This window comes from Streptomyces sp. L-9-10 (assembly GCF_004151105.1).
Lineage (GTDB): Bacteria > Actinomycetota > Actinomycetes > Streptomycetales > Streptomycetaceae > Streptomyces.
This window is the reverse complement of record NZ_PHRF01000027.1, coordinates 218,660-244,021: the sequence shown is the minus strand read 5'-3', so window position 1 is coordinate 244,021 and position 25,362 is coordinate 218,660. Positions and strand designations below refer to the sequence as shown.

Genomic DNA, 25,362 nt, shown 5'->3' with positions numbered 1-25,362 from the left:
CCCGGCTCGTATCCGGTCCCCGGCCCAAGACCCCCGCGGTCAACGGCTCGCGGCTCGGCGAGCGCAGTGCAGAGCGGACAGATCGACGGCGTCGGCCATCGCCTGCATCCCCTTGTCGTTCGGATGGAGGTGGTCGCCGCCGTCGAAGAACGGCATGATCCGCTGCTGGTCGTAGGGGTTGCGCGTGACCCTGTCGAAGTCCGTCACCGCGTCGAACGCGCCGCTGTTCCTGATCCAGTCGTTGACCCCCTGGCGTACGGCCTCGCTCTCGGCGTCGTATTCGTACCAGCCCTTGAACGGCATGACGGTCGCCCCGACGACACACTTCCCCGCGGCGTGCACCCGCTCGATGATCTGCCGGTATCCGGCGGTCAGATCGTCCACCGTGACACCGGAGTGCGCCTTGATGTCGTTGATGCCCTCGAACAGGAAGACCGTGCTGACCCCGGGGAGGGAGAGCACATCACGCTCCAGCCGGTTCAGCGCCGACTCCCCGGCCCCGTCCGCGAGCACCTTGTTGCCCGAGATGCCCTCGTTCGCGACCCCCTTCACCGGGCTGCCGGGCGCGGCCAGGAGCCGCTGGGACAGATAGTCGGGCCAGCGGCGGTTCCGGTCCGTGGAGGAAGCCCATCCGTCGGTGATGGAGTCCCCGAGGGTCACCACCGCGCCGGTCCTCGCGGACGTCTCCACACTGACGGCGTCCAGCCAGTACCAGGAGCCCATCGGATCGGTCCAGTTGGCCGCGCCCTCCTCCGCGGCGTGATCACCGGCGGCGGCGTAGTTGGTCTGCATGGCCATGCCGTGACCGGTCGTCGGCCCCCGCGCACCGGTCACATACAGACTCACGACGAGATCGCTTCCGGCGGCCAGTCTCCCCGGCAGGGCATCACTGAGCACGGTCGCACCGGCCGGTACGGTGACGGACGCGGCCCCGCCGAACGTCAGCCGCCGGTTGGAGCCGCGGACCAGCTCGGCCCCCTGCTTCCGCAGCCCCGCGTAGGCGCTCGCGAAGGTGACCGGGTGGTCACCGAAGGCGTTGGAGAGCCGGATACGCGGGTCCGTACCGCCGACGCTGGTGCGGACGATCAGCCGGTAGCTGCGGTCGGCGGGGCCGGCGCCCTGCCGCTCCGCACTGGCGCCCCAGGTGACCACGGTGTGCGTGCTCTGTCCGGCGGCGTGCGCGGCCTGGGCCGACTGCGCCGCCCGCGCCGCCGGGACGGCGGTCGGCGCGCCGCAGACCGCCATGACCAGCGCGCACACGACACCCACCGCGCGGCGCCCGGACGCGGACCGTACCCACCGGCCCCCCGCGCGCGCCGCGGCGGCCCTCATCCGAGGTTCCGCAGGGTGACGGACTCACCGGGATCGAGGCTGATCTCGCGCGTCGTGCCTCCGGCGGCGACGGTCGTGCGACGGCCGCCCACGCTCTTCAGCGTCGCGCGGGTGACCTGGCCGTTCTTCCAGCTGACGTCGGCGATGAAGCCGCCCCGTACGCCCACGCCGGACACCGAACCGGAGGCCGCCCAGGCGGCGGGCAGCGCGGGCAGCAGCTCGACGTGCCCCGGCCGCGAGTAGACCAGCATCTCGATGATCGAGGCGGCGGTGCCGAAGTTCGCGTCGATCTGGAAGATGCCACGCCCCTGCTCGACCTCGTAGATGTCGAAGAGGTTCATCGCGCTGCCGTTGCTGCCGTTGGCCGACGGCTTCAGATTGGTGACGACGAGCCGGTACGCCTTCTCGGCGTCCTTCAGCCGGGCCCAGCACAGGCCGCGCCAGGCGTTGGCCCAGCCGAAGCTGTTCATCCCGCGCGCGTCGAGAAGCGCCGTCGCGCCGTCGACGATGTCCTTCGGCGTCGATCCGTCGGGGCGGATCCTGTCGCCGGGGAAGAGCCCGATGAGCGGCGAGAGATGGCGGTGTGTGGTCTCGCCGAGGTTGTCGGGCGACATCCACTCCTCCAGCCAGCCCGTCTTCGGGCTGACCACGGGCAGATACAGCCGCTCCCGCAGCCGGTCGACGGTCCTGCCGTAGCCGGTGTCCCGGCCGAGGATCTCGGTCGCCGCCCGGTAGTTGGCGAACAGGGTCCACACCACCTCCTGCGCGTAGGTGATGCCCTTGGCGTCCTGCGGACCGTGCTCGGGCGACCAGTCGCTGTCGGCAATCAGGACCTCGCGCGAGGCTCCTGACGCGTCGGTGACGGTCGTGGTGAGCAGGCGGGCCTCCCAGAACTCCACCGCGCCCTTGAGGAGGGGGTAGATCTTGCCGAGATACGCGCGGTCCTGGGTGTACTCGTAGTGCTCGAACAGGTTCTGGCAGAGCCAGGCGTTGCCGGCCGGATGCCACCACCAGCCGCTGCCGCCATAGGGGTTGGTGGAGAAGGCGACCGTCCAGCCGGCGATCTTGCCACTGGAGTTGCGGAACCTGTTGGCCGGGTCGTTGAACAGCCTCTGCGTGACCTCCGTCCAGGAGGGCACCTGCGCGAGGCAGTAGTCGGCGAAGGCGTCGAAGCAGTCGGACAGACCCGCCCGGTCGGCCAGCCAGTAGTTCATCTGGACGTTGATGTCGGTGTGGTAGTCGCCCATCCAGTCCGGGTCGTTGCCGTCCAGCCACAGGCCCTGGAGGTTGAGCGGCAGGCTTCCCCGTGATCCGGAGATCATCAGGTAGCGGCCGAACTGGAGGTAGGCGGCTTCGAGTTCCGGGTCGGGGACGTTGTCCCGGTCGCGTGCGCGCACCCGCTCCCATGTGTCGAGCTCACGCTGTGCGGCGGAAGAGGCGCCGAGGTCGATGCCGAGCTGTCCGAACACCGCCCGGAAGTCGGCGACATGGGTACGCAGCAGACTGGTCGCCGAGTGGCCGGCCGCGTCGAGGACCTTGGTCCTGGCCAGCCGTTCCGGTTCCAGGGACGGGTCGCGGAAACCCGCGGCGGCGTCGGGCGCGTAGTTGGTGCCACCGCTGACGACGACGGTGAGGTCCCGGCAGCCGCTGAAGGTGATCGACGTACCGCGCACCCGGACCGTACCGGTGCTGCTGTGGGCGGTGACGGCCGCGCCGTACTTCAGGCCATTGGCGAAGGAGGCGCCGAACGACGCGTAGCGCCGGGCGCTGTCGGCGGTGGTGGACTCGCCGTGTGTGCCGGCGAGGGAGAGGGTGCCGGTGTACGCGCCGCCGCCCTGCTGGGAGAAGTGCAGGACGATGGCGTCGTCGGGACGGCTGGCGAAGATCTGCCGCCGGTAGGTGACACCGGAGAGTTCGTACGAGGTGGTGATCAGGCCCTGGGCGAGGTCGAGGGTGCGGCGGTAGTCGTGTACGCGGCCCAGGTCGTGGTCGGGGAGGGCGACGGTGAGTTCGGCGAGCAGGGTGAACGAGCCGAAGTCATCACGCCCGTAAGGGAATTGGCCGTCGCTCTGGAGTGTGTCGTTGAGACCACCGGTCCACAGCGTGGCGTCGGTGATCAGCAGGAGTTCGGCGGCCGGATCGTTGCTCGCGAGCGCCCCGAGGCGTCCGTTCCCGACCGGGAGCCCCTGCTCGATCATCGAGCCGGCGGAGCCGGGAGCCTGCCACCACAGCTGGTTCCTCGCGGCGTCGGCCGGGGACAGCAGGGGCGACTCGGTGGGACGGAGCGGGGCCGCCGAGGCGGAGAAGGCGGGCAGGGCACCGAGCGCGGTGGCCGCGCCGGCGGCGGTGAGCGCGAGGAAGCCCCTGCGGCTGTGGCGGTTGTCGGGGGAGGGGGTGTGCGGGATGTCCACGGGGTGCACTCCATATCCGGGGAAACGCGCAGGCGGGAACGGCGGCTGCGGACCGCCGGTGTGACGTCGGGGGATCACTCGGTGGGCGTGCGGGGCCGGTCGGGGCACCGCCGGGAGCCCGGTACGGGGCCCGGTACGGGGCCCGGGTCGGGTCACCGGGCCCCGCGGGGGTACGTCAGGAGCGCGGTACGTCGATCCTGTCGAGGTCGGGCGCGTATCCGCCGCCGCTGTCGAACGTGATGGTGTTGGAGCCCGCCTTCAGGGCCAGCTGGACGCTGACGGTCTTGGCGGTGCCCCAGTCACCGGTGGAGGGGAACTTCAGACTGCTTCCGTTACCGCTGTTGGAGGAGACGGTCACCGAGCGCGCGTCGCCGCTGACGTAGCCGACCCGGACGGTGTAGATCCCGTCCTTCTTCACGGTGATGCCGTTGAACGTCAGCTTGCCACCGGTGTAGAGGTTGCCGACCTTCTGGCCACCGGAGCAGGCGTCGCATCCGGCGAGGGAGGCGTTGCCCGTCAGGGTGTTCGCCGCGGACTCCGCCTCGTAACCGGTGGTGGGCAGCGCCTCGCCGCCGGGCTTGACGGTGAACAGACGCGAGCCGTGTGCGGGCAGGGCCGCGGTGATCCTGTTCGTGTGGCGCCCGAGGTTCTCCTTGTTCCACAGGTCGCGCACGGAGGCGTTGCCGGTGAAGCCGAAGGATGCCCAGTGGGCGGTGACGGAGGCCGGCGAGTCGCCGAGGTTGAACAGGGCGACGGTGTAACTGCCGTCGGGGTTCCGGGTGCCCCAGACCTGCTGGTCGCCCATCGGGGTGACCGGACGCGCCACGGGCGAGTCGCTCTGGTCGACGGCGATGACCTCGCGGTTGGTCAGCAGCGAGATACCGTAACTGTCCAGCCTGGTGAGGTCGTCACCGGTGTACAGGGGCGACTTGCTGATGGCCCACAGGGTCATATAGCTCTGCCGCTCGGCCTTGGTGAGACCGTCCATCTCCCCGTTGCCGACATCGATCGCGTCGAAGTCGTTCCAGCCTCCGGGGCCCGCCTTGTCGCTCCACGCGGGGGCGTCGTCCCACCGGTCGTTGACCGAGTTCTCCCAGGTGACGAGGGTGTTGCAGTAGCACTCGATGTCGGTGTCGATGCGCCAGCCGTTGGAGTGGCGCTTCCAGTCGGCGGCGTGGCCGATGTCGAGCGACCAGGAGAGCTGGAGGTGGATGGGGCGCCCGGTGGCGGCGATGGCCTTCTGCCAGGCGGCGACATCGGCGACGTTGTCGTAGTTGTCACCGGACTTGAACGAGCCGGGGCCCACGCCGTCCAGCTTGAGGAAGTCGTAGCCCCAGTCGGCGAACAGCCGGGCCTGCGAGTCGATGTACTTCTGCGCGCACGGGTCGGCGAAGTCGATCTTGTAGGAGCTGTCCCAGCCGTTGGTGGTCCGCAGGTCCGGGTGGACGATATCGGCGGTGGTGCAGCCGGGGGCGTTCCAGATCGGCACCTCGCCGTCGCCGTACGCCTCCTTCTCCAGGCCGACGGGCAGATAGATACCCGCCTTGAGGCCCTTGGCATGGATGTGGTCCGCGACCGGCTTCATGCCACGGGGGAACCGGACCGGGTCGTGCGTCTGCCGCCCGTACGCGTCGAACCCGGGCTTCCAGTCGTTGTCGCGCCACCAGCCGGCGTCGATGTTGACGCGGTCGTAGCCGTACTTCTTGAGCTTGGCTGCGAGGGCGTCCGTCTGCTTCAGGACGTTGGCCTCGGTGAGATAGCTGTAATCGCCGTCCGGGTTCAGCCCCGGGTACTTGGAGGACTGCATGCTCCAACTGGACCAGCCCATATAGGGCTTGGCGGCGATGTCGGCGGCCTCGGCGGAGGCGGCGGCGCCCGCCGTGGTCGCGGCGGCGGACGAGGCCGCCGCGACCCGGGCCGGAGCCGTGGCCTCGGCGGCGGGAACGGCCGTGGCGAGACCGGCGGTGACGGCCAGGACCAGCATGGCTCTCATGGTCCGGCGCGCGGAGCCGGTCCGGGCTGCCGGCGGGGCGGGGTACGAGGATGACCGCATGGGGTCGCACCTCCAGTTGTCGGGTCACGGGGGATCGCGCGGGTGGAACCGGGCAGGGGACGTGCGTTCCTGACGGTGGTGGCCGGCCGGCCGCTCGCGGTGACGCTCGTACGAGCGGTGCGGCGGTACGCGGGCCGGTGGTACGCGATGGCGGTGGTACGTGGGCCGGCGGTACGAGCGGGGCGGCGGCGCGAGCGGGGCGGCGGCTCAGCCCTTGCCCGAGCCGATGGTGAGCCCGCTGATGAACTGGCGCTGGAGCGCGAAGTAGACCAGCAGGGTCGGGATCGCGGTCAGCAGGGCGCCCGCCGCGATGAGGTTCGGATTGGTGAAGTACTGGCCCTGAAGATTGGCGAGGGCCGAGGTGATCGGACGCTTGTCACCGGTCTCGATCAGCGCGAGGGACCAGAAGAAGTCGTTGTAGATCCAGATGGATTCCAGCGTGGCCAGCGCCGCGAACGCCGGGCGGCACAGCGGCAGCACGATCTGGAAGAACTGGCGCCACACCGGAGCGCCGTCAACGAGAGCGGCTTCGAAGATCTCCTTCGGGATCGTCTTCATGTAGTTGCTGAGCACGAAGGTGCAGAAGCCGCACTGGTAGGCGATGTGGATGAAGATGATGCCCCAGAGCGAGTTGTAGACGAGCAGGGAATCACTCATCCACCCCGGCAGCGGTACCAGCAGATACAGCCGGTACAGCGGCGTGATCAGCACCTGGGCGGGGATGAGGTTCCCCGCGGTGAAGAGGATCAGCAGCGCGATGTTCCAGCGGAAGTCGAACCGCGACACGAAGAAGGCCACCGCCGCGGCGAACAGCAGGGTGCCGAGGACCGCCGGAATGGTGATGAGTACCGAGTTCCAGAAGAAGCGCGGCATCCCGGACTGGCTCCAGGCGTCCGCGAAGTTCCCCAGACCGATACTGCGCGGCCAGGACAGATAGCCGTGCTTCGTGGTGTCGGAGTAGGGCCGCAGGGAGGTGTAGACGGCCCACAGCAGCGGCACGAGCCACAGCAGCGCGATGCCGCCGAGCATGAGGTGCCGTCCGGTCTGCCGCTTCGGCCCCCGGGGAGCCCCGGCGGTACGGGGGAGCGGGGTGCGCGACCGGGGGGCCGGCGGCGTGACGGTCGCGGTCACTGGTCCTCCTTGCGGAAGGTCTGGAAGAGGAACGCCCCGATCGCCGCGAGGGAGACGAGGAGCAGGATGACCGCGAGGGCGGAACCGTATCCGATATGGCTGGACTCACCGATGATGTTGTCGGTGATGAGCAGGGACAGCAGTTCCATGCCGGGCTTGCTGCCGGTACCGCCGCCGAGTACGTAGACGATGTCGAAGGCGCGCAGGGACTCCATGACGGTGACGACCAGGACGATGATGTTGACCGGCTTCATGGCCGGCAGCACCACCCGCAGGAAGGTCTGGCGTCCATTGGCACCGTCGAGCGCGGCGGCCTCCTTCAGGGCGGGGTCGAAGCCCTTGAGCCCCGCCAGGTAGAGAATCATGATGTAGCCGGCGTGCCGCCAGCCGGAAGCGACCAGTACGGCCCAGAGATTGAGGTTCGGGTCGCCCAGCCAGTCGATGTGGTGGCCGGGCGATACGGCGCCGATCACCCCGTTCAGCAGCCCGTTGTCCGGGTTGTAGATGATCTCCCACATGAAGCCGACGACCGCCAGGGACAGCACCATCGGCATGAAGATGGCCGTCTGGTAGATCCGGGTGAAGCGGATCTTCCGGTCCAGCTGGTAGGCGAGGAAGACACCGAACGGCGCGGGCAGCAGCACCGTGAACAGCAGCCAGATCACGTTGTGCCGCACGGCCGGCCAGAACGGCGGGTAATTGGTGAAGATCTGGAGGTAGTTGTCCAGACCGACCCAGTGGACGTCGGCCAGGTAGAGGCCGTCCCAGCTGGTGAAGGACAGACCGATGGAGGCCAGCGCCGGCAGCCACACGAAGACCAGCAGGGCGATCAGCGGGATGCCGACGACCACCGTCAGGAAGAGGCGGTCACCAGGACCGAGCCGGCGAGGACGGGGGTGTGCGCGCGACGGGGACCGGCGCGCGGTACGCACGGAGGACATGGTGGAACCTCTCCGGTGGGATCAGGCCGTGAAGAAGCGCGAGCGCTGCGACTCGATCTTCTTCAGCAGGGCCGAACCGTCGTCCGGGTGGTTCAGCCACTCGGTGAAGCCGGGCTGGACCACGGTGGAGATGAATCCCGGGTCGCTGTCGCGGTCCCCGAACTGGGTGATGTGCTTGGCGTCCGCGATGAGCTGGGCGGACTTCTTCTGGAGCGCGTTGTACGAGCCGGTGTCGGCGCCGGAGTTGACGGCGACATTGCTCGGGTCGACGCCCATGTAGAGGTTCTCGGCCTTGGCCCCACCGAGGAATTCGAGGAACTTCCGCGCGGCGTCCGGGTTCTTCGGCCTGCGGCTGAGCATGAAGCCGTCGGTGGGCGCCTCGACCGTGTCCTGACCGTATGCCGGGTCGATCTCCGGGAACGGGAAGAAGTCGATGTCGGAGCGCAGGGATTCATCGGTGATCTGCTGGCCGAGGAAGAGACCGATGATCGCCATGCCGGACTTCTTGTCGAGCAGCGACTGCGCGGCGTCCTGCCACGAACGGCCGCCCGCGCCCTTCTGGTAGTGCGGGGTGAGCTCGCGCCACAGGTCGATGGTCCTGGCGGTGCGCTTGTCGGTCCAGGCGACCTGGCCCCGCATCAGGGACATGTGGAAGTCATAGCCGTTGGCACGCAGGTTGAGATAGTCGAAGGCGCCGAGGATGCTCCAGGTGTCGCCGCCGCCGTAGCCGGAGGCGATGGGGGAGAGGCCGTCCTTCCTCATCCGCTTCGCCAGCGCGGTGAACTGGCTCCACGTCACGGGGATCTCGTAGCCGTACTGCTGGAAGACGCTCTTGCGGTAGAAGACGGCCCACGGGTAGTTGTAGAGCGGGACGAAGTAGTACTTCCCGTCCTCCCCCTTGGACAGCTGCTTGGCGGCGTCGCTGTAACCGGCGCCTATCGTCTCCCACACGTCGTCGATGGGGCTGGCGAGGCGCTTCTTGGCGAAGTACTGCATGCGGTAGCCGGCGAACCAGGTGAAGACATCGTCAGGGGTGCCCTGGAGATAGGTGGAGATGCTCTTCTGGAACGTGTCGTGGTCGACGGTGTTCGTCTTGACCGTGAGCTTGCTGTCCTTCGCGAAGGCGTCCGTCACCGCGGCGTAGGCCTTCTTCGGTGTGGCGTCCGCGCCGTTCGAGCCGAAGGTCACCGTCTTCGGGTCGGACGCGGCCCCTCCGCCGCAGGCGGCGAGGGCGGGCATGGCCAGGGCTGCGGCCCCGGCACCGAACAGCCCCTGGACCACCCTTCTGCGGTGTGGACCCACGGAGGTCCGGGGGGTGCGGCTCTGCAGCGTCATCGCTACTCCTATTGCGTGTCTGATCCGATGAAGGACTGGATCGCGGTGGCCGCGGCCCCGCGCGCCCACTCCTCGAAGGGCAGCGGACGTGTCATCACGTCGCACTGCGCGGCGGTGCCGAACGCGGACGCGGTGAACGCGTCGCGGATGCCCTCGGCGAACAGGTCGTACGCGGCCAGGCCCTCGCCGGAGATGATCACGCGTTCCGGACCGAGGACATTGACCACCGAGCCGATGGCCCTGCCGATGGCCTCGCCGGCCCGCGCGTAGACCCCACGGACCCCGGGGTCGCCGCCGCGGGCCAGTTCCAGCGCCTCGGCCGCGGTGCTCACGGGCCTGCCCGTGGCCTCCCGGACTCCGCGCAGGATCGCCGGGTCCGCGGCGATGGCCTCGACGCATCCGTTGTTGCCGCAGTGGCACGGCGGGCCGAGCGGGTCGATGGACAGATGTCCGATCTCGCCGGCCACACCGTGGGCGCCCGACACCACCCGTCCATGCACCACCAGACCACAGCCGATACCGGCGCCCACGGTCACCAGGGCGAAGTCGGAGAGCCCGACCCCTGCCCCGAACCACTGCTCGGCGACGGTCAGCGCCCGTACGTCGTTGTCGACCGTGACCGGCAGACCGGTCGCGGTTCCGACGATCTCGGCGAGCGGGATGTCCCGCCAGTCCAGGAAGGGCGAGTAGCGCACCACACCGTCCGCGCGGTCCACATCACCCGAGACGGCGACGCCCAGCCCCCGCACCCGCACACCGAAACCATCGGCCTCCAGGAGCAGTTCCCGCACCAGCGCGGTGAGGGCGGGGAGCACCGCCCCCGGCTCACGGTCCGTGAGCCGTACGTGCCGGGCGACCCGGATACGGCAGCACAGGTCGGCCAGGACGGCGATGATCTCGTCGCCCGTCACCTTGATCCCGATGAACAGCGCCCTGCCCGCGTCGACCCGCACCAGGTTCGCCGGACGTCCGAGCGCGGGCGGCGCGCCCTCGTCCACCCCTTCGACCAGATACCCGACCTCCATCAGCGGGCGCACCGCCTTGGTGACCGCGGCCGGGGACAGCCGGGCCCGCCGCGCGATCTCGGTCCGGGTGAGCGGGCCGTGGGACAGCACGGTCGTGAAGACCAGGGAAGCGGCCGGCGTCGTCGCCGGGACCGCCTCATGGGGAGTGGTTGAGCGCATGGCCGGAAAGCTAGGGTGATTCTTTTCTGCTGTCAATGAAAGAAGCAGACATCGCATGAAGAACCTTCTACAGGCAGCTTCAGCCTGTAAAAGAGAGATCTGATGCAGGTGTTGACAGTCGATCGAAGGAGAGGTTGGCTGCTCACCTCTCCTGTGGCGCTATTTGAACGCGAGGATCAATGTCTCTGATCTCCTTCGCCCCGGCCTCCGGGGTCTGGCTGCTCTCCACCGCGCGCACGTCGTACGCGCTGCGGATCGATGACACGGGAGCGCCCTGCCACCTCGCGTGGGGACCACGGCTGACCCTCGCGGCGGCCGCGGAACTCGTACCTCCTCCGGCCGTGGAGATCAGCAGCTTCGAGGGCCGACCGGCGGCCGGCGAGGAGCTGCCCGTCGACGGAGGGGCGCGCTACGGAGCGCCCTCCCTGCGGGTACGGTTCGCCGACGGCACCCGCGCCTTCGAGTGGCGGTACGTGTGCCACCGCACCAGCGAACCGGCCCCGGGAACCGCCGAGTTGGCGCTGGAGTTCCGCGACCGCCACTACCCGCTCGCGGTCACCCTGCACTACCGCGTCCACGAGGACGCCGATGTCGTCGAGCGCTGGACCGTGCTGCGCAACACCGGCGGGCAGCCGCTCACGCTGGCCCGCGCCGACTCCGCGGCCTGGACGCTGCCGCCGCGCGACGACTACCGGATCAGCCATGTCACCGGACAGTGGTCGGCGGAGGGCGTGCTCCACCGGGAGCCCGTACCGCACGGCGAGACCGTGCTCACCAGCAGGCGCGGCATCACCAGCCACCACGCCAACCCCTGGCTGATGCTGGACGCCGGAGACGCCACCGAGGACCGGGGCGAGGTGTGGAGCGCGGCCCTGGCCTGGAGCGGAAGCTGGCACGTCACCGTGCAGCGCACCCCCGACGGACGTACGGCCTTCACCGGCGGAGCCGGACACGACGGGGTGTCACTCCCGCTCGGGCCCGGCGAGGAGTACGTGACCCCGCGCTACGCGGCCCTGTACACGGACGGCGGCTTCGGCGCGGCCAGCCGCGCCTGGCACGCGTACATCCTGGCCCATGTGCTGCCGCACCCCGAGGAATCGCGCCCCGTACTGTTCAACTCCTGGGAGGCCACCGGCTTCGCGGTCGACGAGGCGGGACAGAAGGCGCTGGCGGCGCGGGCCGCGGAGCTCGGAGTGGAGCTCTACGTCGTCGACGACGGCTGGTACGGCGGGCGCCGCGACGACACGGCCGGACTCGGCGACTGGGTGCCGGCGGCCCGGGGCTTCCCCAACGGGCTCACCCCGCTGATCGAGGAGGTCCACCGGCTCGGTATGCGCTTCGGCCTGTGGGTGGAGCCCGAAATGGTCAACCCGGACAGCGACCTCTACCGCGCGCACCCGGACTGGGTACTGCACTTCCCGCACCGCACCCGCACCCGGCTGCGCAACCAGCTGGTGCTGAACTTCGCCCGGGACGACGTCGCCGAGTGGGCATACGGCTGGCTGACGCGGCTGGTCGCGGAGAACGGGATCGACTTCCTCAAGTGGGACATGAACCGCGCCTTCAGCGAGGCCGGCTGGCCCGGTCGCGAGGGCGGCGAGGACGTGTTGTGGACGCGGTACACCCACCACCTGTACGAGGTCATCGACCGGCTGCGCGCGGACCACCCGGGGCTGCGGATCGAGACGTGCAGTGGCGGCGGGGGCCGTGTCGACCTGGCCATCCTCTCCCGTACGGACCAGGCGTGGCCGTCCGACAACACCGACGCGGCGGACCGCGTCCTGATCCAGCACGGTTTCGGCCAGATCTACCCGGCACGGACGATGGCGGCCTGGGTGACGGACGTGCCCAACCAGCTCACCGGCCGCTCGGTGCCGTTGCGTTACCGCTTCCATGTCGCGATGGCGGGGGTGCTGGCGGTGGGCGGCGATCTCGCGCGCTGGACGGCGGCGGAACGCGCCGAGGGCGCCAAGTGGGTGGCGGAGTACAAGAAGGTCCGCCATATCGTGCAGCACGGCACCCTGCACCGGCTGCGCGGTCCCGTCGACGACGCGCCGTCCGCCGTGCAGTACACCACCACGGACCGGCGGGAGGCGTTCGTGCTGGTCTGGCAGCGGGCACCGCGCCACGGCACCCCGCGCCCCGCCCTCAGGCTGGCGGGGCTGGACCCCGCCGCACGCTACCGGGACGCCCGTACCGGCGCCGTCCATCACGCGTCGGTCCTCACCGGGTACGGGATCGTGCCCGAACTGCCGGCCGGGGACTGGGCGAGCACGTCCCTGCATCTGATCAGGGTGGACGAGGAGGCGTAGGCGAGGCGGAGATGGGCCTCGGGCGGCACCGCGTCAGGCGCTGTCCGAGGCGGCCTTCGGGTGGTCCGCGGCCCATGAGGCCAGGATGCGCAGCCCGTCGTGGGAGGGGGTGCCCACCTCGGCGGTCCAGATGACGAGCTGCTGGTCGGGGTCGGTGCTCGCGGTCAGGGTGTCCCAGTCGAGGGTGAGGTCGCCGGCGACGGGGTGATGGAGCGTCTTGGTGCCCACACTCAGCGCGGCGACGTGGTGGGCGGCCCACCACTCGCGGAACTGCGGGTCCTGGACCGACAGTTCGCCGACCAGCTCCGTAAGGCGCGGGTCGTCGGGATACGTGGCGGCTTCCATGCGCAACTGGGCCGCGCAGGTGCGCGCGACGGTCTCCCAGTCGCTGTACAGCGTCCTCATGGCGGGGTCGGTGAAGACCAGCCGCACGTAATTGCGGTGCCTTTCCGGAATCCGGCCGAAATCGGTGACCAGAGCGGCGGCGAGCGCATTCCACGCGAGAACGTCCATACGGCGGCCCATGACAATCGCCGGAGTCGCGGTGAGGTCGTCGAGAAGCCGCTGCAATTGCGGCTGGACTTTCTGCAGTGCGCGCCGCCGGGGCCGCTTCTGGTCTTTTCCCGCCAGCCCGAAGAGATAGTCGCGCTGGTCGTCGTCGAGATGCAGCACACGGGCGAGGGCGGCCAGTACGGGCGCGGACGCCTGGATGCGTCCCTGCTCCAGACGGGTGTAGAAGTCGGTGCTGATCGCGGCCAGCTGGGCCACCTCTTCCCGGCGCAGGCCGGGCACCCGCCGGAGTGAGCCGCTGTCGGGCAGCCCCACTGTGCGGGGGCTGAGCCCGGCGCGCCGGGCCCGGAGGAACTCCCCCAGCTCATTAAGGTGTGCGTCGCGGTTCATGCGCACCAGTGTCCCACCGGCCGGCCCTCCTGTGAGGGGGACAGTTTCCTCCCAGGATGAATGCGTCCCGGGGAGGAAATTCTCCCCTTTGCGGGTGGGTGTGGGAATGCCACTCTGCACGATGTGGCCGGTGCGCGAAGAAGATCGCACGGCCGCGTGGAACCGCCGATCAGCCGACCGCGGCGGCCTTTCTCTCTCCCGTCCGCGGTGGCACAGCACGACGCAAGGAGCGACCGGCATGGAAAAGTTGCCGCAGAGGCCCTCGGCCAAGGGGCCGGACGAGATGTTCACCGGTGACGTGTGGTTCGACGTCATCTACGCCGGCCAGGAGCCGTCCCGTATGCGGGCGAACACGGTACGTTTCGCGCCCAGCGCCCGTACCGCCTGGCACACGCACGCCGTGGGGCAGACGCTGTACGTCACCGACGGCGTCGGGCTGGTGCGGTCCCGCGGCGGTGAGGTCGTGGTGATGCGGCCGGGAGACACCGTCCACACCCCGCCCGGCGAGTGGCACTGGCACGGCGCCGCTCCGGACCACTTCATGACGCATATCGCGCTGTGGGAGGGCCGCGGCGACGACAGCCCGGAAACCCAGTGGGGCGAGCACGTCACCGACGACGAATACCGCGGCGCGACCGGCTGACCACCGAGATCGCGCCCCACCGAAACCAACGAACCGCCATCACCTCATCACCAGGGAAGGTGCCTCATGCGAGCCACGTTCATGTACGGACCCGGCGATGTGCGCGTCGAGGACGCGCCCGACCCCGTTCTGCGGCAGCCCACCGATGCGGTCGTGCGTATCGTGCGCGCCTGTATCTGCGGCAGTGACCTGCACCCGTATCACAACATCCCGGCCTCCGAGCAGGGAACGCCGATGGGACACGAGTTCCTCGGCGTCGTCGAGGAACTCGGTTCCGACGTCGCCGGGTTGAGGCGGGGCGATCTCGTCGTGGCCCCCTTCGCGTTCGCCGACAACACCTGTGACTTCTGCCGTGAGGGCCTCCAGACCTCCTGCCGCCACGGCGGGTTCTGGGCCGCGGGCGGTGTGGGCGGCGGCCAGGCGGAGGCGATCCGCGTCCCGCAGGCCCAGGGCACGCTGGTGAAGCTGCCCGTGGGCGAGGACTCCGCCCTGCTGCCGTCCCTGCTGACCCTGTCCGACGTGTACGGCACCGGATACCACGCGGCGAAGATGGCCCGTGTGAACCCACGCACCACGGTGACCGTGATCGGCGACGGCGCCGTCGGGCTGATGGCCGTGCTGTCGGCCAAGCGTCTGGGCGCCGAACGGATCATCCTCATGGGCCGGCACAAGGACCGCACCGACCTCGGACGCGACTTCGGCGCCACCGACGTGGTCGCCGAGCGCGGTGAGGAGGGCATCGCGAAGGTACGGGAGCTCACCGGCGGCGACGGCACCCACACGGTGCTGGAGGCTGTCGGCTACATGAACGCGTACGAGATGGCGGTCGGCGTGGTGCGTCCCGGCGGTGTGATCAGCCGCGTCGGTGTGCCGCAGTACGAGGACGCCCCGGTCGGCTTCGGCAGCCTGTTCGGGCCCAACATCACGCTCAACGGCGGCCCCGCTCCGGTGCGCGCCTACATCGACGAACTGCTGCCCGGCGTCCTCGACGGCGAGGTCGAGCCGGGCCGTGTCTTCGACCGCACCATCGGCCTGGACGAGGTGCCCGAGGGGTACCGGGCCATGGACGACCGCGAGGCACTGAAGGTACTCGTCCGCCCCTGACCGCGTCCGGCATCCCCGGCCGCGTCCGGCGTGCGGGACGGCGCCCGACGTGTGTGACGCACGACGGGGGCCGCCCGGCGCGCGGCCGGACAGCCCCCCGGATCTCCATCGGGCTACGGGACCCTGTCCCGGTGGTCAGCAGTAGAGGTTGCCGCCCGGCGTGGTCCCGAGGATCGAGACGAAGCGCTGGTAGGCGTCGACGCGGCTCTGCACCTGTCCGGGGTTGCCCCCGTTGCACTCGATGCTGCCGTTGATGCTGCGGATCGTCTCGCCGAACCCGCGCTGGTTGACCATGGCGTTGTGCGGGGTCATCGTGCCGGGGCCGGACTGGGTGTTCCAGTACCAGAGGGCGGTCTTCCAGGCCACGGCCGAGTCGTTCTGCACGAGCCAGGGGTTGTTGAGCAGGTCGATGCCCAGCGCGTCCCCGGCCGCCTTGTAGTTGAAGTTCCAGCTCAGCTGGATCGGGCCGCGGCCGTAGTACGCAGCCTGGCCCGCCGGGCAGCCGTAGGGCTGGCCCCAGTCGCAGTAATGCGGGTAGTTGGCGGTGTTCTGCTCCACGACATGGACCAGGCCGCCGGTCTCGTGGTTGACGTTCGCGAGGAAGGCGGCCGCCTCCTGGCGCTGGACCGTCTCGCTGCCGGTCTTCGCGAAGGCCGGGTAGGCGCCGAGGGCGGCGGTCAGACCGCTGTACGTGTAGAAGGGGTTCCGGCCGGGGAACATCTGGTTGAACTGGGCCTCGGAGACGACGAATCCGCCCGGACTCGGGTTGCCGCCGCCGGTGGCCGGAGCGGACCACTTCTGGTTCGCGGCGCCGGTGCAGGTCCAGATCTGCAAGCGGGTCCCGTTGGCCGGGTTGTTGCCGGTGACGTCGAGGCACTTGTCGGCCGCGATGCTCACGATGTCCCGCGCGGCGGACACGGCCCACCGCTGATTGGCGGCGCCGGTGCAGTCCCACAGCTGGAGCACGGCCCCGTTGGCGGTCGAATTGCCGGTGACGTCCAGACACTTGCCGAGGGCCCGGATGGTGCCGTCCGAACCGACGTTCCACTGCTGGGCGCCGGAGCCGTTGCAGTCGTAGAGCTGCACGGCGGTGCCATTGGCGCTCGACGCGCCCGCCACGTCGACACACTTGCCCGCCAGCCCGCTGATCTGGCCGGTGGCGGCCGCGGCGGGAGAGGCGGGGAGCACGCTGAGCAGTCCCACGACGAGGGAGCCGACGGCCGCGTACGCCGCCCTGCGGGTCATGGAGGCGTACCGCCGGGCGGCCACGCGTCTCCACTGAATTCTCATGCCCATGTCATACCTTTCGCGAGACTCACACCAGTGGGGGAGTTGACAAGGGAGTTCAATACTTGATTCAAGGTGTGAGTGAAGCCCGCGTCAAGGGCTTGGTATGGACCAATCGCGGGCCGTGGGGGCGACGCGGCAACGAGCCGGACGGCGGGCTGACCCGGATGCGGGCGCGTTATCTTGCTCGGGCAGGGGGCCGTCTCGTCAGCCCAACAGGGCTTCACAGCGATGGAGTTGAACATGGGCACACAGGACGCGCGGAACGCGCACGGCGCGCAGGACACGGCCGGGAGACTGCGGATGATCAGCGACGAGGTGTCGGACCGTTTCTACGAACGGGCCGACGTGGTGCGGACGTTGGTCGTGACGCTGTTGGCCGGACAGCACTCGTTGGTGCTCGGACCGCCCGGAACGGCGAAGTCCGAGATGACCCGGGAGCTCACGGGCAGGATCGAGGGGGCGTCCTACTGGGAGATCCTCCTGTCCAAGTTCACCGCGCCGACAAGGATGTTCGGCCCCATCGACGTCGCCGCGCTGGCCCGGGGTGAGTACCGTCAGGTCTACGACGGCCGCGCCACGACCGCGCATGTCGCCTTCATCGACGAGATCTTCAAGTGCTCCACGGCGGCCCTGAACGAGACGCTGGGCTACCTCAACGAGCGGATCTACCACCCCGAGAGCGGCGGCGAGCCGATCCGCTGCCCCCTGATCGGGGCCATCACGGCGAGCAACGAACTGCCCGGCGGAGAGGTTTCGGCCGCGATCTACGACCGGCTGCTGGTGCGGATCGAGGTCGGGTACCTGGCGGACCCCTCGAACTTCGCCGCGCTGGTCCGCTCCGCCGTCAGCCGCCCGGTGGCACCGACACGGACCACCATCGAGCTGACCGCGTTGCGGCACGCCGTGACCGAAGCCGTCCCGGCCGTGGACGTCCCCGACACGATCGTGGACGCGGTGTGTACGCTGCGGGCCGCCCTGCGCCGCAAGGAACTCGTCGCCTCCGACCGCCGCTGGCGGCAGGCGGTGGGCCTGCTCCAGGCATCCGCGTATCTCGACGGCCGCCCGGCGGTCGCCGAGACCGACCTGTCGGTGCTGACTCACGTGCTGTGGGATTCCCCGGCCGAACGCCCGACCGTCGAACGCGAGGTACTGCACCTGGTCAACCCCGACGCCAAGGAGGCGCTCGACCTGGCCGACGCCATCGAGGAACTGGAGGCCCAGCTCGATGCCATGGCCGGGCAGTCCCGCGAGGCGCTGAGCGAGTGGGTCATCAAGAAGGCCCACAACAAGCTCGCCATGGCGGGGAAGCGGCTGGAGAAGCTGCGTGAGGAGGCCGCCGGTGCCGGCCGCTCCACCGCCGCGATCGACCGCGTCACGGGCCGCCAGCGCGCCGTCCGCGCCCGCGTTCTCACCGAGGCCCTCGGCGTGGACGCGAGCATGGTGCAGGCGCAGCTCTGAACGCCGGGGGGATCGGGAGCATGGGCAGGACACCGAACCGGCTCGACGAGATGGCGAGCGGGGCCGGGAAGTGGCTGGGCCTGTCCGCCGCTCCCGAGCGGCACACCGCGGCCGTGGTCGCGGACCGGTTCGAACAGATCACGTGGCGCGACACCTACGAGCAGTCGGCCGGACTGCGCGAGCTGGCCGAGGAGCTGAACGAGCGCTACGAGTACGCCACCGACCTCCTGACCGACGCGTTCATGGCCGCCTACAAGGTCGGCCCGCGGTTGCGCGAGCGCACGGAGATGGACCACTCGCGGCTGGTCAACCACCAGGTCATCACCTCGCTGGTGGAGTCACCGGAGTTCGCCGAGCTGCGCCGGGAGACCGCAGGCGACCCCTACGCCGCCGCCATGGCCGTGCTCGCCCAGGCCGCCGCGCTGCGCCGGACGCTGGAGCGCTCCCAGGACGCCCAGGAACAGGCCGAGCAGACGAAGAAGGCCCAGCAGGCCGCCGAGGGCGCGGCGGCCGCGGTGGGCGAGGCGCTCCAGCGGGCCGCGGACGAGGCCGGTGAGGACGGCACCGTGCAGGCCCCGGCCGCCGATGCCGTCCAACAGGCGATCGAGGCCGCCGAGGCCGCCGAGGCCGCCGACGCCGCTGCGCGGCAGGCCGCCCAGGACGCCGCGCAGGCCCTCGCGGCGGCGGCCCCCGGTATCCGTGCCGGCGCGCGGAACGCGGCGGCGAAGGCCGCCGAGGGCGCGCGGCAGGAGACCGCGCTGATGCGGGCCTGGGGCGTTGGTCCCGGCGAGCTGGAGCGGATGCCGTTCGACCGGCGCGCGCTGCTCGCCGAGCGGCTGCGCACCAGCCGTCTCGCACAGTGGGCCGAGCTGATCGGCCGATTCCGGCAGATGGCCGACGGTGAGCGCGCCCGCAAGGTGGAGAACGCCGCCGGGGAGCTGGTTGGCGTCACGCTCGGCAATGACCTCTCCCGCCTGATCCCCTCCGAGCTGGCCAACCTCGGCCTGCCCGAGCTGCGTGCGGTGTTCGCCGCGCGCTACGCCGCCGGGGAGCTGATGCTCTACGACAGCCAGGGAGAGCAGAGCACCGGCCAGGGCGCCATCATCGCGTGCGTGGACACCTCGCACTCCATGTACGAGGCGGGGCCCGGCGGAGTCACCCGCGAGGCATGGGCCAAGGCGTGCGCCCTGGCGCTGCTGGATCAGGCCCGCCACGCCAGGCGTGACTTCGCCGGCATCCTGTTCTCCGCCGCCGACAAGATCCAGGTCTTCCGCTTCCCGGCCGGCCGGGAAGCGGACATCGTCGAAGTGCTCCACTTCGCGGAGACGTTCCTCGGCGGCGGCACCAGCTACCAGACACCACTGACAGCGGCCGCCGAACTGCTGGCGGAGGAGCTCAACGACGACGCCGGCCCGCGCGGCGACATCGTGATGATCACCGACGACGAATGCGGCGTCACCGAGGAATGGATGCGCGGCTGGAACGACGCCAAGCACCTGCTGGGCTTCCGTGTCTTCGGCGTGGCCGTCGGTGCCCCGCGCGCCGCCGAAGCCGGCTCGGTCCTGGACGCCCTGTGCGACAACCTCCGCTCCATCGAGGACCTCACCGACGTCCAAGCCGCCGCCGACCTCTTCCGGGTGCTCTGACCGCCCGGCTGACGGATCGAAACGGCGAAGTCCCGCCCACCGGAGGCGGGCGGGACTCCTCGTATCTGCCGGGAACCCTAGAAGCCGGTGCCGAGCCCCTCGACCACGTAGGCACACTCCGTGTACGTGTAGCCCGGTTCGATCTTGGTCGTGTCCGTACCGGTCGAGGCGGAGCCGCCCGTGGACTTGTGCAGGAAGTACGTGGTGCCCGCGGGCAGGCTGATCGTCTTGCTGGGGTAGTTCTCACCGCCCTGACAGGCGCTGACCGACGCGGCCACGGAGCTCTGGTACCGCCTGCACCCGTCGCACGCCTTGAGTTTGACGCTGCCGGTGACCGGGCCCGTGTAGAGGATCTCGACCTCTTCGGGGCTGTCGTTGCTGATGGTGACGGTGATGCTGCCGCCGGAGGCCGTCGTGGGCAGACGCTTGCCCGCGGCGGGCTCGTCCTGGGCTATCTCCGCGGCTATGGCGATCTTCTGCGCACGGGCCCGGTTCCTGTCCTTCTTGTACGTGCCGGCGAAGTCGTCCATCGTCTTCCGCGCCTCGTCGAACTTGCCGTCCTTGTACTGGTCCACGCCGCACGCGTACATACCGGCCTGGACATGCCGCTTCGCCTTCGCCGCGTCCTTGCCGAGGGCGGCGGACACGCCCGCCGCGTCGCCCGGCAGGGCCTTGGCCTGGTCGGCGAGGGTGCGCATCGTCTCGTTGGCCGCGCACGGTTCGCCGCCCTTCAGGTCCTTGGCGACCTTGTCGATCGCGGAGCTGACGGCCGGTTCGACCCGCGCGGCCTGCGGGGAGCGGGGGAAGGTGGTCAGCAGCTCGTAGAGGTGGCCGCCGGTCTCCGCACCGCCCGTGACGCTGCCGAGGCCGGGCAGCCCGCACTCGTAGAGCGAGGTGGCGAGCCGGTCGTCGGGCCAGTTGACCAGCGAGCCGAGCTCCTTCGCGCCGATGGTGTCCGGCACCGACCGCAGATAGTTCAGCGGCGCGATCGCCTCGCAGTACTTCCGCTCGTCGTACGGAGCGCCGATCGTCGTGTAGTACGCGTTCAGCCGCTCGGGAACGCGTTGGGCGGCCCGGGAGTCGGCGTGGTCCTCGCGGAGGCCGCGGTAGACGGCCAGCGCCTCGCTGTAGTCGGGCTCGGCCGCCTTGAACGGCTTGCTCGTGGCGGTCCGCACGAGCTGGTCGGCCCGGCCGAGGCGGTCGAGAAGCATCTGCTGCGTGGCCTCCTCGCGCGCTCCGTCGTAGAGGACCACTCCTCCGACCGGTGCGGCGAGCAGCACGAGACCGAGCAGTACGGCGACGGGCGACCGCGGCGGCCAGGCTAGCGGGGTGCGCAGCCCGCCGGCCGCGCCGTGAGCGGCCGCGAGGGCCAGGAAGACGAGGTAGGCGGTGAGCACCCCACCGGGGACACCGTCCGGCTCCGCGGGAAGGGCGATCACCAGCAGGACACCGGTCACGATCACACACACGGCCGTGGCGAGCCACCGGCGCATGAGGGCGTAACCGAGCCCGAGGCCCGTGAGGTTGAGCAGGGCCACCGCGACGGCCCGCACCGGGTCCGCGGGACCGGGCGGCGGAGGCGGTGCGGCCGGCGGCTGGGCGGGCGGCGGAGGCACCACGAACCCCCCGGATCCCCCGAACCCCCCGGTCCCGCTTCCGGCTCCGCCGAACCCCCCGGTTCCGCCTCCGGGGTCCCCGGACCCCCCGGTCCCATTTCCGGTCCCACCGAACCCTCCGGCCCCGGTGTTACCTCTGTCCCCGCCTTGTTGATCCCAGGACATCTGGCCCCCCAATCGGTCGGACGCGACAAACGCGCCCGTTACCGAATTCTAGTGGCCAACTGCCCTTCCCTACATACCGATTGAGGCGCCCCCGGCCGATCGCCCGGACCGCGGCGCGGGAGCCCCCGGGCCTGCCTTCGCCGACGGAGCCGGGCCTTCTTCAGGCCGACGCGGTGACGGCGCGGTTCGCCGGCCCTTCGCGCGTACCCGCCTCCCGCGTGCGGAGTTCCTGCGTACAGCATTTCACCCCGCCGCCGGCCTTCCGGAATTCCGAGAGATCCACCGGGACCGGACGGTATCCGCGGTCCGCCACCGCCGCGATGAGCCCGGCGGCGTCCTGGGCGATGACCACATGGTGCCCGTCCGACACGGAATTGAGCCCGAAACACTTGGCGTCCTGCGCCGTCGCGATCACCGCGTCGGGAAAGAGGGTTTCCAGCACGCGCCTGCTCCCCGGTGAGAACGCGCCCGGATAGTAGGCGACATTGTGGTCGTCGAGCGCGAACAACGCCGTATCCAGATGGTAGAAGAGCGGGTCGACAAGGCGCAGGCTGACCGTGGGCACACCGAAGAACTCCTGGGCCTCCTGGTGTGCCTGCGGCAGCGTACGGAATCCCGTCCCGGCGAGGAGCAGTCCTCCCACCGGTGTGAAGTCGCCCTCTCCCTCGCAGATATGGACAGCGCTGCCCACCTCGAATCCGGCGCTTTCGAACCATGCCCGGTAGTGGCCGGATTCCGGCTGCCGCTCCGGTGCGAGAAAGTGCGCCCCGAACGCCCTGCCGTCGAACACCAGCGCGGAATTGGCGGCGAACACCATGTCCGGCAGACCGGCGACGGGCGTTACGGTCTCCACGTCATGGCCCAGATCCCGGTACACGGAGACGAGGGATTCCCATTGCCGGAGAGCCAGCGCGGTATCCACCGGTTCCTCCGATGTCATCCAGGGGTTGATGGCATAGCGGACCTCGAAATACTCCGGCGGGCACACCAGAAAACGGCGTTTCCTCGCTGTCCGTCGCTCTCTCATGAACGGCCCTTTCCTGGAACCGGCGACATGAGCACCAGAATATGGAGACCCGGGACACGCGAACAAGAGAGGAATGTTGCGCGGGACCGCAACTCTGTTGCGTGTGAAGGCGCGAGAGCGGCTACTCGTTAATCCGCGATCCGGGAGAAGCGCCCCGAGCCCGCCTCGGGACTGGTCGGCAGCAGATGGGACAGCACCACGAAGCTGTGCGTCTCCTTCACGAACGATTCCGCACGGATCCGTTCGAGGACATCCTCGAAGTGCTCGACGTCGAGCGCCCTGATATGGAGGATCGCGTCGGCGCGACCGGTCACGGTGACGGCCGACTGGATCTCGGGGTGGTTCCGTACGACCTCCGCCAGCCGCTTGGGCGGCGCGGCCCCCTCGCAGAACACCTCCACGTACGCCTCGGTGTGCCAGCCCAGCGCCGCCGGTGTGACCACCGTGGTGAAACCGGTGATCACCTCTTCCTGCCGCAGCCGGTCCACCCGGCGCTTCACCGCGGGCGCCGACAACCCGATGGACAGACCGATCTCCTTGAAACTCGCCCTGGCGTCGGCGATCAGCGCTGTGAGGATCTTGCGATCGAGGTCATCCAGGACAGTTCCGTGACGGCGCATCAGGAATCCCCTCCACTCGGGCGCACGCGCTGTCGCGCGGCCGTAGTGACGATCTTCACGCATCACCACGACGGCGTCAGCGGTGCACCCGGCCGCGCCGGAGCCCACCGTACGATCCGGGCCACTTCGTGCCCTGTGGGCCCATTCGTGCGGCGGAGGGCGGCCACCGTTCAGCTCCCTGCCACCGGAAGGACACGGCCGATCAGCACAGTGCAGCGGACACGGACATCCAGTACATGGAGTGCGCATGAGTACGGCAGACAGCAAGAAGAATCTGGACAGACGGGCGCTGCTTCAGGCCGCGCTCGTCGTACCCGCCGCGGGCGTCGCGGCCACGGCGCTCGACACCGCACCGGCGCGTGCGGCGACAGCGACGGCGGCGGCCACGGCAGGGGGCGGCGGCGGCCGGTTCGACGCCGACACCCCCCGGTTCGCGCTGGCCGTCCTTCCGGACACCCAGTACCTCTTCGACGCCGACAGCTCCGACCCGGCCCCGCTGCGCGAGACGTTCCGGTATCTCGTCTCCGAGCGCGGCGAATCCAACATCGCGTTCATGACGCACCTCGGTGACGTCACGGAACACGGCACCGGGGAAGAGATCGAACTCGCCGCCGACACCTTCCGTACCCTCCACGGCAAGGTGCCCTACAGCGTCCTCGCGGGCAATCACGACATCAACGGGTCGACGGACGACCAGCGTGGCGACAGCGCGTATCTCAAGTCCTTCGGACCGAAGCGCTACTCCTCCATGCCGACCTTCGGCGGTGCCTCGCCCGACGGCTACAACAGCTACCACGTGCTGCGCGCGGCAGGCCGCGAGTGGCTGATCCTCGCGCTGGACTGGCGGGTGTCGGACAGCGGGCTGCGCTGGGCACAGGGCGTGCTCGACAAGCACCCGTCGCTGCCCGCCGTGCTGACCACCCACGACCTCGCCTGGGCGGACGACGACGGCGCGGCCCAGCTGTCGGACAACGGCAAGCGGCTGTGGGACGGCATCGTCCGCGGCAACGACCAGATCTTCCTGGCCCTGGGCGGTCACTACTGGCCGCCGGGCCGCACCGTACTGACCAACGACGCCGGTCATGACGTACACGTCCAGATCACCAACTACCAGGACCGCTACTACGGCGGCGCCGGGATGATCCGGCTGTACGGCTTCGATCTGGCCCGCGGGGTCATCGACGTCGAGACGTTCTCCCCGTGGTTCCTCTCCCGCGATCCGGCGAAGCGGACACCCCTGGAGGCCGAGACCATCGAACTGTCCGGCCCGGTCGACCGGTTCAGCCTGGACATCGACTTCACCGAGCGGTTCGCGGGCTTCGCCCCGGCCGCACCGCCCGCCCCGCGGCCCGCCTCCGCCGTGATGCCGCGCGGCACCGTGGCCTACTGGCGGTTCGACTCCTCCGGCCTGCCGGACGCCGGCCGGGCGGGCAAGCCCGTGACGGACGGCAGGGTCGCCCGTGACCTGACCGGCAACGGAAACGATCTGACGGTGCGTCGGCTCCACGCGAGCGGCGCCGACGCGCTGACCTGGTCGGCCGAGCACCACCTCGGCCAGCCGGCCCACGCGAGCCTGCGCTTCGACGGAGGCAAGGCCCCGGACCGGGGCGCGGTCCTCACCACCGCGGCGGGCGCCCCGCTCAACAGCGCCACCTTCACCTCGGGTTACACCATCGAGACCTTCATCAAGCTCCCTGAGCCGTTCGACGGTGATCACGCCTGGATGGGGATCCTCAGCTGGGAGGGGCGCAACGGCGACGCGGGCAAGACCACCGGCTGGTCGCCCGACGAGCCGACGTGCAGCCTCAATCTCTCCCCCGAGCGATTCCTCCAGTTCGTCGTCTACCCGCAGCGCCAGGACGCCGACCCCACCTCCTGGAGCCACGCCGTCCCGGTGGGCCGCTGGATGCATATCGCCCTCGTCAACGACGGCCGCCGTACGGTGATGTACGTCGACGGCTCGAAGATCGCGCGGAACCCGGCCCAGAAGTCGACCGGTATCGCCACGCTGGGCAAGCCCTTCGTCATCGGGGCCACCCAGTTCGACGAGCTGTTCGGCCAGGGCTTCTACGGCTGGATCGGTGACACCCGCATCGTCAGCCGGGCGCTCGCGCCCAAGGACTTCCTGACACCGTTCGCGTGACGAGTGGGCCGGGTGGCGGCGGCGGGCTCATGTCCGCCGCCACCCGGCCGT

Annotated in this window: 18 protein-coding genes; 6 read left to right on the top strand and 12 right to left on the bottom strand. The window is 70.1% G+C overall.

Going from position 1 to position 25,362, the window contains the following annotated elements; translation table 11 throughout:
* Window positions 1-39 precede the first annotated feature (39 nt).
* From CU044_RS07260 to CU044_RS07230, 7 genes are all read right to left on the bottom strand, one after another.
* Window positions 40-1,332 (bottom strand): SGNH/GDSL hydrolase family protein, encoded by a 1,293-nt coding sequence (locus CU044_RS07260; protein ID WP_129767613.1) that lies wholly within the window; start codon window positions 1,330-1,332, stop codon window positions 40-42.
* Window positions 1,329-3,743, bottom strand: coding sequence for a glycoside hydrolase N-terminal domain-containing protein (locus tag CU044_RS07255; protein ID WP_129767612.1), 2,415 nt, complete (start codon window positions 3,741-3,743; stop codon window positions 1,329-1,331). Before CU044_RS07255 ends, CU044_RS07260 begins: the two co-directional genes overlap by 4 nt.
* 175 nt (window positions 3,744-3,918) lie before the next feature.
* A complete protein-coding gene (locus tag CU044_RS07250; RefSeq protein ID WP_165371809.1) occupies window positions 3,919-5,736 on the bottom strand; it encodes a carbohydrate-binding protein in 1,818 nt (605 codons plus the stop codon).
* A gap of 267 nt (window positions 5,737-6,003) precedes the next feature.
* Window positions 6,004-6,825, bottom strand: a complete 822-nt coding sequence (locus tag CU044_RS07245; protein WP_129767755.1) for a carbohydrate ABC transporter permease — start codon at window positions 6,823-6,825, stop codon at window positions 6,004-6,006.
* 98 nt (window positions 6,826-6,923) lie between these two features.
* On the bottom strand, window positions 6,924-7,868 hold the full coding sequence (locus CU044_RS07240) for a sugar ABC transporter permease (RefSeq protein WP_129767610.1): 945 nt from the start codon (window positions 7,866-7,868) through the stop codon (window positions 6,924-6,926).
* Window positions 7,869-7,889: 21 nt separating this feature from the next.
* Window positions 7,890-9,203: an ABC transporter substrate-binding protein gene (locus CU044_RS07235; protein ID WP_129767609.1), complete on the bottom strand. Its 1,314-nt coding sequence runs from the start codon at window positions 9,201-9,203 to the stop codon at window positions 7,890-7,892.
* 8 nt (window positions 9,204-9,211) lie between these two features.
* Complete coding sequence (locus CU044_RS07230) at window positions 9,212-10,387, bottom strand: ROK family transcriptional regulator (RefSeq protein ID WP_129767608.1); 1,176 nt, start codon at window positions 10,385-10,387, stop codon at window positions 9,212-9,214.
* 179 nt (window positions 10,388-10,566) lie between these two features.
* Between CU044_RS07230 and CU044_RS07225 the strand changes: the two genes are divergently transcribed.
* The gene (locus CU044_RS07225; protein ID WP_129767607.1) at window positions 10,567-12,699 is read left to right on the top strand and encodes an alpha-galactosidase; all 2,133 of its coding nucleotides are present in this window, start codon (window positions 10,567-10,569) and stop codon (window positions 12,697-12,699) included.
* Between the two features lie 33 nt (window positions 12,700-12,732).
* Here the strand turns inward: CU044_RS07225 and CU044_RS07220 are convergent, their stop codons facing one another.
* The gene (locus CU044_RS07220; protein ID WP_129767606.1) at window positions 12,733-13,599 is read right to left on the bottom strand and encodes a helix-turn-helix transcriptional regulator; all 867 of its coding nucleotides are present in this window, start codon (window positions 13,597-13,599) and stop codon (window positions 12,733-12,735) included.
* 238 nt (window positions 13,600-13,837) lie between these two features.
* Here CU044_RS07220 and CU044_RS07215 point away from each other — a divergent pair, with 238 nt between their 5' ends.
* Both CU044_RS07215 and CU044_RS07210 read left to right on the top strand, forming a co-directional pair.
* Entirely contained in the window at window positions 13,838-14,242 is a 405-nt protein-coding gene (locus CU044_RS07215) for a cupin domain-containing protein (RefSeq protein WP_129767605.1), read from the top strand.
* A 66-nt stretch (window positions 14,243-14,308) separates the two neighbouring features.
* Window positions 14,309-15,346, top strand: coding sequence for an alcohol dehydrogenase catalytic domain-containing protein (locus CU044_RS07210; protein ID WP_129767604.1), 1,038 nt, complete (start codon window positions 14,309-14,311; stop codon window positions 15,344-15,346).
* Between the two features lie 135 nt (window positions 15,347-15,481).
* Here the strand turns inward: CU044_RS07210 and CU044_RS07205 are convergent, their stop codons facing one another.
* A complete protein-coding gene (locus CU044_RS07205; protein ID WP_129767754.1) occupies window positions 15,482-16,591 on the bottom strand; it encodes a glycoside hydrolase family 19 protein in 1,110 nt (369 codons plus the stop codon).
* Window positions 16,592-16,876: 285 nt separating this feature from the next.
* Between CU044_RS07205 and CU044_RS07200 the strand changes: the two genes are divergently transcribed.
* Both CU044_RS07200 and CU044_RS07195 read left to right on the top strand, forming a co-directional pair.
* Window positions 16,877-18,094 (top strand): AAA family ATPase, encoded by a 1,218-nt coding sequence (locus tag CU044_RS07200; protein ID WP_129767603.1) that lies wholly within the window; start codon window positions 16,877-16,879, stop codon window positions 18,092-18,094.
* 20 nt (window positions 18,095-18,114) lie between these two features.
* Complete coding sequence (locus tag CU044_RS07195) at window positions 18,115-19,740, top strand: VWA domain-containing protein (protein ID WP_129767602.1); 1,626 nt, start codon at window positions 18,115-18,117, stop codon at window positions 19,738-19,740.
* Between the two features lie 77 nt (window positions 19,741-19,817).
* Here CU044_RS07195 and CU044_RS07190 read toward each other — a convergent pair whose 3' ends face one another.
* The 3 genes from CU044_RS07190 to CU044_RS07180 form a co-directional block, all read right to left on the bottom strand.
* The gene (locus CU044_RS07190) at window positions 19,818-21,359 is read right to left on the bottom strand and encodes a hypothetical protein (protein ID WP_240045403.1); all 1,542 of its coding nucleotides are present in this window, start codon (window positions 21,357-21,359) and stop codon (window positions 19,818-19,820) included.
* A 322-nt stretch (window positions 21,360-21,681) separates the two neighbouring features.
* Window positions 21,682-22,548: a dimethylargininase gene (gene ddaH, locus CU044_RS07185; RefSeq protein WP_129767601.1), complete on the bottom strand. Its 867-nt coding sequence runs from the start codon at window positions 22,546-22,548 to the stop codon at window positions 21,682-21,684.
* Window positions 22,549-22,676: 128 nt separating this feature from the next.
* Entirely contained in the window at window positions 22,677-23,168 is a 492-nt protein-coding gene (locus CU044_RS07180) for an Lrp/AsnC family transcriptional regulator (RefSeq protein ID WP_129767600.1), read from the bottom strand.
* A gap of 247 nt (window positions 23,169-23,415) precedes the next feature.
* Between CU044_RS07180 and CU044_RS07175 the strand changes: the two genes are divergently transcribed.
* A complete protein-coding gene (locus tag CU044_RS07175; RefSeq protein WP_129767599.1) occupies window positions 23,416-25,311 on the top strand; it encodes a LamG-like jellyroll fold domain-containing protein in 1,896 nt (631 codons plus the stop codon).
* The last annotated feature ends 51 nt before the right edge of the window (window positions 25,312-25,362 follow it).